Origin of the sequence: Alteromonas genovensis, assembly GCF_010500895.1 — a bacterium.
GTDB lineage: Bacteria > Pseudomonadota > Gammaproteobacteria > Enterobacterales > Alteromonadaceae > Alteromonas > Alteromonas genovensis.
Genome location: NZ_JAAAWO010000005.1, coordinates 48,936 through 64,116 on the forward strand (window position 1 = coordinate 48,936; position 15,181 = coordinate 64,116).

A 15,181-nucleotide genomic window follows, 5' to 3' on the forward strand; every position below is an offset into this window, starting at 1 on the left:
TTGTTAACTAGATTTTATAAAACGTAGCAAGGCAAATTAAATGCAAGAAAGCGTGATGAAAGCGTGGTGGGATTCCTCGCACATGGCAGGTGCCAACGCTGCCTATGTTGAAGAGTTGTATGAAGCCTATTTGGAAGACCCTCAAAGCGTCTCCGAAACATGGCGACAAATCTTCGATAACCTCCCCAATCTTGATGGCGTAGCATTAGAAACTAATCATACAGCAATTAAAAATCAATTTAGGCAACTTGCTGCGTTAGGTCCAACTGCACGAATGTCTAGTTCCACGGCACCCTCAGCAAGTGGTTCAGACGGCAAGCAAGTTAAAGTTCTCCAGCTTATTAATGCATTCCGTTTTCGCGGACATCAGCACGCTAACCTTGACCCGCTAGGGCTTTGGAAACAAGCTAGAGTTCGCGACTTAGAACTTTCTCACCACAACCTCTCTGAAGATGATTTCGATTCAGTTTACAACGTAGGCTCATATGCCGTTGGTAAAGAGTCGCTTCCGTTAGGTGAGTTAGTCAAATCGCTAAACAGAACGTATTGCGGTTCTATCGGTGCTGAGTATATGCACATTACCGATACCGACCAAAAACGTTGGTTACAGCAAAAATTCGAATCAGTTCAGGCTAAGCCAGAAATTTCTCGTGACGAGAAATTAAGCATTCTTAAAGGGCTTACTGCTGCTGACGGCATGGAAAAGTACCTTGGTTCTAAATTCCCTGGCGCAAAACGCTTCTCTCTTGAAGGTGGCGACGCGTTAGTGCCCATGCTGAAGGGGCTAATTACTAAAGCAGGCACCGCTGGAACTAAAGAAGTGGTTATTGGTATGGCCCACCGCGGCCGACTAAATGTGCTAGTTAACGTGCTAGGAAAAAACCCTTCAGTATTGTTTGACGAGTTCTCAGGTAAGCACGACGATTCACTTGGTGCAGGTGACGTTAAATATCACGCTGGTTTCTCTTCTGACTTTGCCACCCCAGGCGGCAACGTTCATTTAGCGTTAGCATTTAACCCATCCCACTTAGAAATTGTTAATCCAGTGGTTATTGGTTCTGTGCGAGCACGTCTTGTTCGCCGCGAAAACGACACTAATACGGTATTGCCTATTACCATTCACGGTGATTCCGCTGTAGCAGGTCAGGGCGTTGTACAGGAAACTTTCAATATGTCACAAACCCGAGGCTTTGCTGTCGGCGGGACTGTGCGTATCGTAGTGAATAACCAAGTTGGTTTTACAACATCAAAGACTGAAGATACCCGCTCTACGCAATACTGTACTGATATTGCGAAAATGGTTCAGGCTCCTATCTTCCACGTAAATTCTGACGACCCTGAAGCCGTTGCGTTTGTAACCCAACTAGCGCTTGAATACCGTCAGAAGTTTAAGCGAGATGTGGTTATTGATTTAGTTTGTTATCGCCGTCACGGTCATAACGAAGCTGATGAGCCTAACGCAACACAGCCGTTAATGTATCAAAAAATTAAGAAGCACCCTGTTCCACGTGTTATATATGCCGACCAGCTAATTGCCGAAGGCGTTATTGAGCAGCGTGATGCGGACCGCTATCTACAAGAGTATCGCGAGGCGCTTGATCACGGTGCTTGTGTTGTAGAAGAGTGGCGCCCAATGACCGAACACAGCGTCGACTGGTCTCCGTATCTTGGTCACGACTGGGATACACCGTACGACGGCAGCGTGAGTGTAGAAAAACTTAAAGAATTGGGTGAGTCTATTACGTCTTTCCCTGAAGACCACAAGCTTCAGTCTCGCGTAAACAAATTATATCAAGACAGAAAAGCAATGGTCGCTGGCGAAAAGCTTCTCGACTGGGGCATGGCAGAAAATTTAGCCTACGCTACTCTTGTTGATGCAGGTGAAGATATTCGTATTACAGGCCAAGACAGTGGCCGAGGTACGTTCTTCCATCGTCACGCGGTACTACATAATCAGACCGACGGTTCGACTTACCTTCCTCTGCAACACATAAGAGAAGGTCAGGGCGAAATCGAAATTTACGATTCCGTATTGTCTGAAGAAGCGGTAATGGCGTTTGAATATGGTTACGCGACTGCAGAACCTACTTGCCTCACTATTTGGGAAGCCCAGTTTGGTGACTTCGCCAATGGTGCTCAGGTTGTTTTCGATCAATTCCTCAGTTCAGGTGAAGCAAAATGGGGCCGCTTGTGTGGCTTAACCGTTTTGTTACCCCATGGCTACGAAGGTCAAGGTCCAGAGCATAGTTCAGCGCGACTAGAACGTTTCTTACAAATGTGTGCCGACCATAACTGGCAAGTGTGTGTTCCGTCTACGCCAGCACAGGTGTTTAACATGCTGCGTCGTCAGGTGGTTCGCCCTATGCGTAAGCCACTTATCGTTATGTCGCCTAAGTCACTTTTACGTCACCCGTTGGCTGTATCTTCTCTTGAAGAACTCAGCGAAGGTAAGTTCCACAATGTGATTGGTGAAATAGACGATTTAGACCCGAAAGATGTAAAACGCGTGGTGATGTGTTCGGGTAAAGTATATTACGACCTTTTAGATCAACGCCGTAAGAATGAACAAAACGATGTTGCTATTGTTCGTTTAGAACAGCTCTACCCATTCCCACAAGAAGAATGTGCTAAAGTTGTTGCACAATACAGCCACGTAAAAGATTGGGTTTGGTGCCAAGAAGAGCCACAAAATCAGGGCGCTTGGTACTGTAGCCAACACCATTTCTGGCAAGCAATTCCAGAAGGTGCAAAATTAACATATGCGGGTCGTGAAGCATCCTCGTCGCCTGCAGTAGGTTATGTATCCGTTCACAATCAGCAGCAAAAAGCGCTGATTGAAGACGCTCTCACTATTAAATAAGGAACAGAAATGACAATTGAGATAAAAGTTCCGGTTCTACCAGAGTCAGTTGCCGATGCCTCCATTGCAACCTGGCACGTTAAAGCCGGTGATGCAGTTAAACGAGACCAGAACTTGGTTGATATTGAAACTGATAAAGTAGTTCTAGAGGTTGTAGCGCCAGCGGACGGTACAATCGGTGAGATCTTGAACGAAGAGGGTGCAACGGTCTTAGGTGAGCAAGTTATTGCGAAATTAGAAGAGGGTGCTGCTGCGCCAGCTAAATCAGACTCTGAGAAAGAGTCTAAGCCAGCAAAAGCTGACAAGTCTGATAGCGCGCCAGCTGGAAAAGCCTCTGACGTAAAAGTACCAGTGTTACCTGAGTCTGTTGCTGACGCCACTATTGCTACTTGGCATGTCGGAGTTGGCGAAGCAGTATCTCGCGACCAAAATCTAGTAGATATTGAGACTGATAAGGTTGTTCTTGAAGTGGTAGCTCCTGCTGATGGTTCACTGTCAGAAATTGTTGCAGAGGAAGGCGCGACGGTAACAGCTGAAGAAGTGATTGCTAAATTTGTAGAAGGCGCATCTGGCGGTACAGCTGCATCTGCTCCTGCAGTTGATAGCGACGATAGTGATGACAGCAGCGATGCATTAAGCCCATCGGTTCGTCGCCTGCTTGCGGAGAAAGGTATTGATGCCTCTAGTGTTAAAGGCACTGGTAAAAATGGTCGCATTACAAAAGAAGATGTTGAGAAACACCTAAAAGGTGGTAATAAAGCTTCAGCATCTGCTACTGCTTCAAGCGAAGCAGCACCAGACCTACCGGCTGGAAATCGCACTGAAAAACGCGTTCCGATGACCCGTCTTCGCAAGACAATTGCAAATCGTTTGTTAGAAGCGAAAAACTCTACGGCTATGCTTACTACATTTAACGAAGTAAACATGAAGCCTATTATGGAATTGCGTAAGCAGTATCAAGAGAGTTTTGAAAAGCGTCACGGTATTCGTCTTGGCTTCATGTCTTTCTACGTGAAAGCAGTGACTGAAGCACTTAAGCGCTTCCCTGAAGTAAATGCGTCTATAGACGGTGATGACATTGTTTATCACAACTATTTTGATATCTCTATCGCAGTATCAACACCACGTGGGTTGGTAACGCCAATTCTAAAAGACACCGATACGTTAGGTATGGCCGGTGTTGAGAAAGGTATTAAAGAATTAGCACTTAAAGGGCGTGACGGTAAGCTAGCAATGGCTGACCTGCAAGGTGGTAACTTCACTATCACAAACGGCGGTGTTTTTGGTTCACTAATGTCTACACCAATCATTAATCCTCCTCAAAGCGCTATCTTGGGTATGCATAAAATCCAAGATCGCCCAATGGCGGTTAATGGGAAAGTAGAAATTTTGCCAATGATGTATCTTGCACTCTCTTACGATCACAGAATTGTTGATGGTAAAGAGTCAGTAGGCTTCTTGGTAACCGTAAAAGAGATGCTTGAAGATCCTACACGTCTACTACTAGACGTTTAAGACTTCCGTCTCACGCAATTGTGGTTAGCGGCAAATATGGTCTATGCTGTGTTTGCTTCTAACGCAACGCTGATATTTCATGTGATAATATCAGCCAAACTAATCAAGTCGCATTTGCGACTTTTGTCTTACTAAAAATCGGATAGAAACACCATGAATTTGCATGAATACCAAGGTAAGCAGCTATTCAAAGAATACGGTTTACCTGTTTCTGAAGGATACGCAGCAGACACTCCTCAAGATGCTGTAGATGCCGCAAAAAAAATTGGCGGAGAAGAGTGGGTAGTAAAATGTCAGGTCCACGCAGGTGGACGCGGTAAAGCTGGCGGCGTTAAGTTAGTAAAAGATACTGACGCTATTAAAGCTTTCGCAGAAAACTGGCTTGGCAAAAATTTGGTGACGTTCCAGACTGACGAAAATGGTCAGCCTGTGAGCAAAATCCTTGTTGAATCTTGCACAGATATCGCTAACGAATTGTACCTTGGTGCAGTAGTTGACCGCACAACCCGTCGTGTTGTGTTTATGGCTTCTACTGAAGGTGGCGTTGAGATTGAAACTGTTGCTGAAGAAACCCCAGAGAAAATTCTTAAAGCTGAAATCGATCCAATTGTTGGTGCTCAGCCTTACCAAGCACGCGAAATGGCGTTTAAACTTGGCCTTTCTGGCGTTCAAATCAAACAATTTACTAAGATTTTCCTTGGCCTAGCCAAGATGTTCGAAGATCTTGATGTTGCATTGATTGAAATCAACCCGCTTGTAATCAAAGAAGACGGTGACCTTCACTGTCTTGACGCTAAGCTAGCTATTGATGGCAACGCGTTATATCGCCAGCCTAAAGTTAAAGCTATGCAAGATCCTACTCAAGAAGATGCACGTGAAGCGCATGCTGCTGAGTTCGAACTTAACTATGTTGCTCTAGACGGTAACGTAGGTTGTATGGTTAACGGTGCCGGCCTAGCAATGGGTACAATGGACATCGTAAACCTACACGGTGGTAAGCCAGCTAACTTCCTAGATGTTGGTGGCGGCGCGACTAAAGAGCGTGTTGCAGAAGCATTCAAAATCATCTTATCTGATGACAACGTTAAAGCCGTTTTAGTTAACATCTTTGGTGGTATCGTTCGTTGTGACATGATTGCCGAAGGTATCATCGGTGCGGTTAAAGAAGTGGGTGTTAATGTTCCTGTTGTTGTACGTCTTGAAGGTACAAACGCAGAGCTTGGCCGTGAGGTTCTAGCGAACTCTGGTTTAGATATCATTGCTGCTGAGTCGCTAACTGATGCAGCACAGAAAGTTGTAGCTGCAGCGGAGGGCAAATAATGTCTGTATTAATTAACAAAGATACCAAAGTAATCTGTCAGGGTTTCACTGGTGGTCAAGGTACCTTCCACTCAGAGCAAGCGATTGCTTACGGTACGCAAATGGTTGGTGGTGTTACACCAGGTAAAGGCGGTACTGAGCATTTAGGTCTTCCAGTATTCAATACAGTACGTGAAGCGGTAGAAGCAACAGGCGCAACGGCAACGGTTATTTATGTGCCAGCAGCGTTCTGTAAAGATTCAATCGTTGAAGCTGCTGATGCTGGCATCGAGCTTATCGTTTGTATTACTGAAGGTATTCCTACGCTAGATATGCTTTACGTTAAAGAATACGTAAATGCGAAAGGCGTTCGCATGATTGGTCCAAACTGCCCAGGTGTTATTACTCCTGGAGAGTGTAAAATTGGTATCATGCCTGGACACATCCATAAGCCTGGTAAAGTAGGTATTGTTTCTCGCTCTGGTACACTTACGTACGAAGCGGTTAAGCAAACTACAGACGAAGGTTTCGGTCAGTCTAGCTGTGTTGGTATTGGTGGTGACCCTATTCCGGGTTCTAACTTCATCGACATCCTTCAATTGTTCCAAGACGATCCTCAAACAGAAGCTATCGTTATGATTGGTGAGATTGGTGGTACAGCAGAAGAAGAAGCTGCTGAATTTATCAAAGCTAACGTAACTAAGCCTGTTGTTTCTTACATTGCGGGTGTGACTGCACCTGAAGGTAAGCGTATGGGTCACGCAGGTGCAATCATTGCCGGCGGTAAAGGTACAGCTGACGAGAAATTTAAAGCACTAGAAGATGCAGGCGTTAAAACCGTGCGCTCTCTAGCTGACATTGGTAAAGCACTACGCGAAACCACTGGTTGGTAAGTGATAGATTTGCCAAGTAGCTATCTTAATTAGCTACTTTACATAGTTATAAAAAACCCGCTTTTAGCGGGTTTTTTTATGGCTAATCATCTTTTACTAGTCTTAATACACAAATTTTATTTACATTTTATTTTGCCTTGATGAAACAAAAGAACAACAAATCCCCTTGGAAGTCCCGTTTTTAAGGCTTTTGCGTAACTAAATTACAAAATTAAATTTACCTCTAATGTTAACGTATTGTTGAAAAAGTGGATTGAATACGTATGCAGGCAATTGTGCAATAACTCACACCTCTATAGCATTACGCCATGTAATCTATTGTCATTTCTTTGTCACAATAACAATTAAATAGGCAAAAATTGAAACCTTACGGGACACCTGTTTTATGAAACACTTTAAACCAAACCTAATTAAGACAGCGCTTATCGCTGGCGGCGTTGCTTTTGGTAGTGCTCCTGCACTAGCTCAGCAGTCAGATACAGACGCAGTTGATGAAACGGCAGTGGAAGTCATTGAAGTTAGTGGCATCCGCGGAAGTTTACAACGTGCGCAAGCGATAAAAATGGACAACACCTCAATTGTAGAGGCACTTTCTGCAGAAGATATTGGTAAATTACCAGATACCTCTATTGCTGAATCACTAGCCCGCCTTCCAGGTTTAGCCGGTGAGCGTAGAAACGGCAGAACAAGTGGTCTCTCAGTCCGTGGTTTTAATGAAAACTACGTGGGTACAACGCTTAATGGACGCGAACTATTAGGTATGGGTGATAACCGTGGGGTTGAGTTCGATTTGTACCCTACTGAAATCGTTTCTAACATACTTGTTTATAAAACACCCGAAGCCGGTCTAATGACTCAAGGCATTGGTGGTACCATCGACATTCAAACAGTAAGCCCGTTAACAGCAAAAGAAACGTTTGCAATAAACGGCAGCTTTGAGATGAACGGTGAAGATTCTGGTAACCCAGATTTTGACAACAATGGTCACAGAATATCGTTTAACTACGTTGATCAGTTTGCAAACGACACATTGGGTGTTGCGCTTGTTGTTGCTGATATGGAATCACCGCGTCAAGAAAAATACTTCCGTGGTTGGGGATATGCACCTGCAAACCCTGATAAAGCAGCTGAAGGTGTTGAAGTTCCAGATGGCACTGTGATTTTAGGCGGTAACGACTCATTTACTCGTTCTGCTATGCTAGAGCGTACGTCAATTGCCGGTGTTATTGAATACGCGCCAACCGACGATTTAACTATTCAATTTGACGCACTGTACATTGATTTTGAAGAAAACGATGTTCGAAGAGGCGTTGAAGAAGGTGGTGCTGAGTGGGGTACAAGCGAGTACACCATTACCGGCGTAGAAGACGGTCTGGTGACATCAGGATACTACGATGGATTCCATTCAGTAATCCGTAACGATTCACGTCAGCAACAGGCGGAACTAACCACTTTTGGTCTTAATGTTGAATACAACATTAACGACAACTGGACGGCAACTTTAGACGTTTCAATGGGTGAAGTTGATAAGACTATTACTGATATTGAAAGTTATTCTGGTGTAGGCCGCGCCGGTGTTGATGGTCGCCCACTTACACCGCGTTCGTGGACAATGACATCTACAGGTGCGGTTTACAGCGATCACCCAACGCTTGACGGTGTTGATTTAACTGACCCATCTTTAATTCAACTAGCTGGTCCTCAAGCGTGGGGCGGTTCATTAGCGCCTGTTGAACAATTCCAAGGCGTTGAAGGCTTTGGTCCAGACACTGCGCAAGATGGTTTCGTGAATGAGCCAATTTTTGATGAAACGCTAGATGCAGTAAGACTTGATATTGAAGGTTTTGTTGATTGGGGCATGTTCTCTAAATTCACTGCTGGTGTAAATTATCAAGAGCGTGAAAAAGCAAAAGACAACAATGGTGCTTTCTTAACCTCTCCACTATGGCCAAGTTCAGAATCTATTCCAAATCCTATTGGCGTAGCTGACTTAAGCCACATTGGTGTGGAAGGTGTTGTAGCCTACGACAGTCTCGCGCTTTACAGAAGTGGCTACTACATTGAAACTGAAGCAGAACTGTTTGAAAACGGTCGTATCGGTGACACTTATACTATTACTGAAGATTTGTTGACTGCATACGCCAAGTTAAGCATTGATACTGAGTTACGTGGTATTTTCATCACAGGTAACCTAGGTCTTCAAATTATCGATGTAGACCAAACGGGTACTGGATTTAATACAACAACCGGTCCAACAGGTTTCACAGCAGTAACGCCAATCTCTGATGGTTCGTCGTATCACGATATTCTACCGACGCTTAACTTAAGCTTTGAGGTTGCTGAGAACCAGTTTATCCGTACCGCGATGGGTAAAGTGTTGAGCCGTCCACGTATGGATGACATGAGACCTAACAACACGGTTAGCTTCACGTTTAACGATCAGCAAATTATTTCTCAAAACGTAGCGAATGGACCATGGTCTGCAAGCTCGGGTAATGCACAACTTAGACCACTTCAAGCAAACCAATTCGACATTGCTTATGAGAATTACTTTGCAGATTCTGGTTACGTAGCTGTTAGTTTCTTCTACAAAGACCTAACTAACTGGCACGTTAGCGGCCAAACAATTGGTGATTTTTCTGAGTCATACATTGAAGGCTTCCATCAGACTTCAGGTCAAACCGACATCAACGGCGATGACGTGTTAGACGAGAACGATATCGTTCCACCAGCAACATTTAACGGTGTGGTGAGTTTCCGTGAAGACGGCCTTGAAGGTTTCGTTAGAGGCTGGGAAGTACAGGGTAGTATTCCGTTTGATTTGTTCCACGAATCTCTTGAAGGTTTCGGTATGTTCGCAAGTGCAACGTTCCTAGACGGTGATCTAGACAACGGCGATGCAGTACCAGGACTATCAGATGAAACTTACTCACTCACCGCGTTTTATGAAAGCAATGGATTTGAAGTACGTGTTTCTGGCACCAAGCGTGATGCCTTTAGCACAGAAACAAGAGCAGTTAGTCTTTCATTAGCGCAAATCCAGGATGCTGGTGTTGAACAGTGGGATGCGCAAATCGGTTATGACTTTAGCGAGTCTGGTATTGAGGCACTAGACGGTTTACGGGTTACTCTGCAAGGTCAAAACCTTACCGATGAGCCAACTATCCGTACTAACCCAGGCGACGCGCGTCAAATTACTGAATTCCAACAGTATGGACGCAACTTCTTGTTAGGCGTTAACTATACGTTCTAATGTTTGAAAGTACTGAACTTGTGCCGCTCTCTTTAAAAGTGGTATAAACAAAGTAATAGAAATAAAAATGAAGGCCCCAAATAGTCATGCTGATTGGGGCCTTTTATCGTAAATCCCTTCTTTTTATTACCGTTAAAGCAAAGAAAAGTACGCTAAAGCGTTAATAAAAAGGTGAAGTTTACAAGTAGCAGTGGCAAAACTATGACAAACACAGCAGTAAAAGATGTAGTAATTGTGGGTGGTGGAACAGCTGGCTGGATCTCAGCTGCAGTTATCAAGCGTCTATTAGGTTCTCGCGTTAACGTAACATTAGTAGAATCAGAAGAGATTGGTTCCGTAGGCGTGGGTGAGGCGACCATACCACCTATTATACTGCTCAATAAAATGCTCGGTTTGGATGAGAAGGAATTTCTCAGAGAAACGAAAGCTACCATGAAGCTCGCTATTCGTTTCGAGAATTGGAAAGAGCAGGGTGATAGTTATTATCATACCTTTGGTGCGCCGGGTAAAAGTTTTGCGTTTTGCCATTTTCATCATTACTTCAAACGCGCGCAAGAATTGGGTCTGAAAGACTCTATTTGGGAATACGACCTCAACTATCTTGCCTGCGAGGCGGGAAAGTTTGCTCACATAAAATCCCCTGATCCCATCATTGAAATGCCCTATGCGTATCACTTCGATGCTTCGCTATACGCTCGCTTTCTTCGTAAGAAATGCGAAGAAATGGGGGTTGTTCGTAAAGAAGGGATGATAGAACGTGTAGAGCAGCATAGCGAAAACGGCTATATAAAAGCCGCCACGTTAAAAGATGGCACCTCAATAAGTGGCGATCTTTTCATCGACTGCTCAGGGTTTAAAGGCTTGCTTACCCAACAAACCCTCAATACGGGATATGAAGACTGGTCCCATTGGCTGCCATGCGATCGCGCTGTGGCAATGCCCTCAGAGCGTCATGAAAACACAAGCCCGTTTACTCGCTCAATTGCACACAGCGCTGGGTGGCAGTGGCGTATTCCCTTACAGCATCGTAACGGCAACGGCCTTGTGTACAGCAGTAACTATTACAGTGACGATCAGGCACTAGATATTCTATCTAATAATATCGACACCAAGCCACTGGCCGACCCTAATTTTATACGCTTTAAAACTGGTCGTAGACGCAAGCAGTGGAATAAAAACGTGATTGCGGTAGGGCTGGCTAGCGGCTTCCTTGAGCCGTTGGAATCTACCAGTATTCATCTTATTCAGTCAGCCGTGGTGCGCTTAATTCATCTGTTTCCACACAATGGCATTAGGCAAGAACAGATAGATGAGTACAATCAGCAGTCAAAATTGGAATACGAGCAAATTCGCGACTTTATAATTCTGCATTATCATGTAAACGAACGTAACGATAGCCAGTTTTGGCGTGACGTGAGAAACATGGAAGTACCAAAAAGCCTCACCCATAAAATAGAATTATTTAAGGCATCGGGAAATATTTTTAGAGAGCAAAACGACCTTTTCTTAGAGAGCTCATGGTTACAGGTGATGATGGGGCAGGGCATTGACGCTAACGATTACCACCCACTGGCAAACGCCATGTCTGATGAGAAACTCTTAGAGTTAATGCGTAATATCAAAAATATCAAAAATGAACCCGTGGGAAAAATTGCGACTCACGATATGTTTATTAAACAGTTTTGCGGCTTATAAAATCGCTTTGCTTATTTACCTAAAATACAAAGCGTTCACTCAGGTTTTATAAACACTTAGCTACGCTCGATTCAACACAGAGCCTGCGTGCTTCTATGCCAAAGGCTCTGTGTTTACCCCTTCTTTATTTACCTCTATCGTTGTTCAATCACTCTAATTGCTTATTTCGCTCGTTATCTGCGTTCATACTTTAATGGCTAACTTTTAATCACCTATCTAATATTTCTTACTAAACTCCTTTTTGCTTTTCTACATATCCTTTTTAATCTTACCCTTCTAGATTGCTTACTAGCACTCTGATTTTTAACATATTTAAATCAAAACTAATAGAAACCGGTTACCGCTATTTGTAACTTAAGTGTTTCTAAATAGAACGAATTTGAAATATATGTAGCAGATATGTAAATGAATACGTATGCATAGCATTGCTCCCTTTTTGTACAAAACAGTAAGATTCATTACTGGAACAAAAGAGGCAAGTTAAGGACCGGATTAGCTGTTGTAGTCCTAACTTGTCGATAATAAACAAAGAATGGGACACCCATGCAAACATTTAAACCCAGCACAATAATGGCAGCCCTGATAAGCAGCGGGGTGGCCTTTATGTCGTTGCCCCTCCATGCACAGGAAGAGGCCGACAATCCACAAGCCAAAACCACCACAGAAGCTAATGCAACGCAAGCGGTTGAAGTTCCCCCACGGGAAGAACTTGAGCGCATTGAAGTACGAGGGTTTAGTACGAGCTTAATTCAGTCTTTAAACCAAAAGCGTTTTTCAGACACAGTGTCTGAGCAGATTTCAGCGGATGACTTAGGCGGTCTTCCGGATGTATCAATGGCTGATGCGCTAACTCGACTTCCGGGTATTTCAGCGGTTCGCACCGGTGGCCAAGCAGCACAGATAAACATTCGGGGGCTTTCTGGTGATTTTGTATTTTCAACATTAAATGGCCGCGAACAGGTTTCTACAAGCGGTAGCCGCGCTATTGAATTTGACCAATATCCTTCGGAGCTCATCAGTGAAGCTGCGGTGTATAAATCACCGAAAGCCTCTCTTATTGAGGGGGGTATTGCTGGAACGGTTGAATTAAAGACAGCATCTCCTCTTAAAATGCAGGAGCAACATAAATTCAGCGCCAATATGCGAGGGATGTATAACGATAGGGCATCAGAAGTTTCCGACGCAGAGGAATTCGGCCATCGTCTTAGCTTTTCCTATCAAGGTAAATTTTTAGATGACACGGTAGGCGTGTCGTTAGGGTATGCCCGCTTATTTCAACCGAGTGTTTCAACTCAGTTTATAGGCTTGGCTTACAACGGACTTGTGGATGTAGACGGCATTGAGGGTGACGCTGATGGGCCTGACTCATGTGTGGAATGTGAGTATATATCCGAAGGGTTTGAAATGCAGCACAAAGGAGGGGAGGAAACTCGCGATGGTTATGTGGCCGCCATTGAATGGGCACCAATCGACACCTTTACGCTAAAAGCCGACGCCTTTATATCAAAGTTTGACTCTGAAGCCTTCGCGCGAGGTTTTAGAGTAAAACTGGGCGGTATCAATGCAGGGATCACTAACCCTACCGTTGTAAACAATAGCGTGATTGGCGGCACATTTTCACGCACAGACAATAGCTTTACTCGCGTAGAGTTGGTAAACGATGACAATCAAGATTTTGATAGCGTTGCAAACTTTGGTGTGAACGCCAATTGGGAAATAAGTGCCGACCTAGCGGTTCAGTTTGATATTTCTCGTTCTACTGCTGAAAGCGACTTTAGAAACGGTTTATTGTGGTCTTTAGTGGGAGAAGACGCCAATGTAGCCAATCCGGTTTTCGATGAGAACGTGCAAATATCGTATTTGCTCAATGGATTAGACCTACCTGACCTAGGTTTTAATCAAATGAGCGCATTCACCGACACCGACCGCGTGATGGTAAGCAAGTATGGTATTTACCCGTTTGAAAATAAAGACGAATTAGATGCCTACAGAATTGATTTTCAATATTTTATAGATTCACCCGTTATATCCGGCTTGGAATTTGGTTACCGCTATTCAGACAGAGAATATAACAACGATCGCTCTGTGTTTGAGTATGGAAACGACAGCGCATTCTCAGTAAGCCAACCGCCGCTAAAACTAACCTCCGAGATGGTGGAACAGGTAGACTGGAGCGGCGACTTTGGCTATTTCCCCAGTTATCTGTCAGTAGATTTGGACAGTGCACTAAACGCGTGGTTTCCAGACGGCAGGCCGGTACCGGTTCAAACTTGGGGGCCTGGTGCTGCAGGGGTAATAAATGGCCCAGGCACAGGACCGGCAACTGCTTGGACGTTACAAGAAAGTGGCGACGTATTTGAAACTGTGAATTCAGCCTACTTAATGGCAGCAATCAATACGGAAATTGGAAGTTTACCTGTCACCGGTAACGTGGGGGTACGTTATGTAAAAAGTAAACAACGCTCAACCACGCTTCAGCGTGCCACGCAGCTAATTTCTGATTTAGAAACCGGCGCAACCGAAGAAGTTAGCGACCCAACTGCGGGTGCGCAAAACATTACCGATGATGTAGGCCTTATTAATAACTTTTATCGACCTGCATTACTTAGCCACGAATACAGCGATGTGCTGCCTTCAATCAACCTAAATTTTCAGCTTAACGACGATATGCAATTACGTGTAGCTGCTGCAAAGGTTATGGGGCGGGCACCAATAAATCGTTTTGCTGCAAATGCTTCGACAAACGTAGAGGTAGTTACCGCGTTTCAAGACCGAGATTCTGGGGAAATAACCCTATCTACGCCAACTGCTCGAGTCAATGGTAACGCCCGTAATAGTCCGTATTTAGAGCCATTTTACGCCACTCAATACGACGTGTCTTGGGAGTACTATTTCAGCGAAACCGAAGGTGCATTAGTTATAGCAGGCTTCTACAAGGATATTGAATCGTTTGTTGAAGACATCGAAATAGACCCATACGACTTTGAAGGGAATGGCATTGTTACGCCTGATTCTGTGCAAGTACCGGTGTATTTAACGCCAGAATTTACAGGCCAGGAGTCAGAGTTAGCCGTAGATGCTAACGGTGACCCGCTATTTGTTACGGTGCCTACAGAGAACGGGAGCTACAGTACAGCAGTTAACAATGCAGAAGGTGGCTACATTCGTGGTATCGAAATCGCCTATACGCAAATTTACAGCATGTTACCTGGTTTTTGGTCTGGACTAGGCATAAGCGCAAGCTACTCATACACAGAAAGTGAGATCCAGCGCACACTTGGCGATGGCATTTACGCAACGAACCTGCCTGGTTTGTCTGAAAACGTAGCCACTCTTACCGCATTTTGGGAATACGAGGGATTTGAAACCCGACTTTCCACACGCTTTAGAGATTCGTTTGTTTCTCAACAAGTTGCCGTTAACGATCAGGTGGTCAATTTCGATTCTGAGCTTGTCGTTGACTATCAAGCGTCTTACGAATTGAACGAGAATTGGAGCGTATTGTTTCAGGTAAATAACCTTACCGATGAGCCCACTCGCAGCTATTTCTCGTCACAAGAACAAACCGGCACTATTCAATACTTTGGCACTCAGTACTTCTTAGGGATGACATACCGATTATGAAATCTTTAGCCTTGTGCAACGTTATCCCATTATTTAAAGCCA

At 44.4% G+C, this 15,181-nt stretch carries 7 protein-coding genes; all 7 read left to right on the top strand.

The annotated features are described in order from the left end of the window. The first annotated feature begins 40 nt into the window (after positions 1-40). The 7 genes from sucA to GTQ48_RS08320 all read left to right on the top strand — a co-directional run bounded on the left by sucA (position 41) and on the right by GTQ48_RS08320 (position 15,139). The gene (gene sucA / locus GTQ48_RS08290) at positions 41-2,860 is read left to right on the top strand and encodes a 2-oxoglutarate dehydrogenase E1 component (RefSeq protein WP_163106251.1); all 2,820 of its coding nucleotides are present in this window, start codon (positions 41-43) and stop codon (positions 2,858-2,860) included. Between the two features lie 9 nt (positions 2,861-2,869). After that, positions 2,870-4,375, top strand: coding sequence for a 2-oxoglutarate dehydrogenase complex dihydrolipoyllysine-residue succinyltransferase (odhB, locus tag GTQ48_RS08295; protein ID WP_163106253.1), 1,506 nt, complete (start codon positions 2,870-2,872; stop codon positions 4,373-4,375). A 153-nt stretch (positions 4,376-4,528) separates the two neighbouring features. Continuing rightward, entirely contained in the window at positions 4,529-5,695 is a 1,167-nt protein-coding gene (gene sucC, locus GTQ48_RS08300) for an ADP-forming succinate--CoA ligase subunit beta (RefSeq protein ID WP_163106255.1), read from the top strand. After that, positions 5,695-6,567, top strand: a complete 873-nt coding sequence (gene sucD, locus GTQ48_RS08305; protein ID WP_032094181.1) for a succinate--CoA ligase subunit alpha — start codon at positions 5,695-5,697, stop codon at positions 6,565-6,567. The genes sucC and sucD overlap by 1 nt, the downstream gene beginning before the upstream one ends. Before the next feature lie 385 nt (positions 6,568-6,952). Continuing rightward, positions 6,953-9,820: a TonB-dependent receptor gene (locus tag GTQ48_RS08310; protein ID WP_163106257.1), complete on the top strand. Its 2,868-nt coding sequence runs from the start codon at positions 6,953-6,955 to the stop codon at positions 9,818-9,820. Between the two features lie 201 nt (positions 9,821-10,021). Next, a complete protein-coding gene (locus GTQ48_RS08315) occupies positions 10,022-11,515 on the top strand; it encodes a tryptophan halogenase family protein (RefSeq protein WP_163106258.1) in 1,494 nt (497 codons plus the stop codon). Between the two features lie 543 nt (positions 11,516-12,058). After that, a complete protein-coding gene (locus GTQ48_RS08320; RefSeq protein ID WP_163106260.1) occupies positions 12,059-15,139 on the top strand; it encodes a TonB-dependent receptor in 3,081 nt (1,026 codons plus the stop codon). The last annotated feature ends 42 nt before the right edge of the window (positions 15,140-15,181 follow it).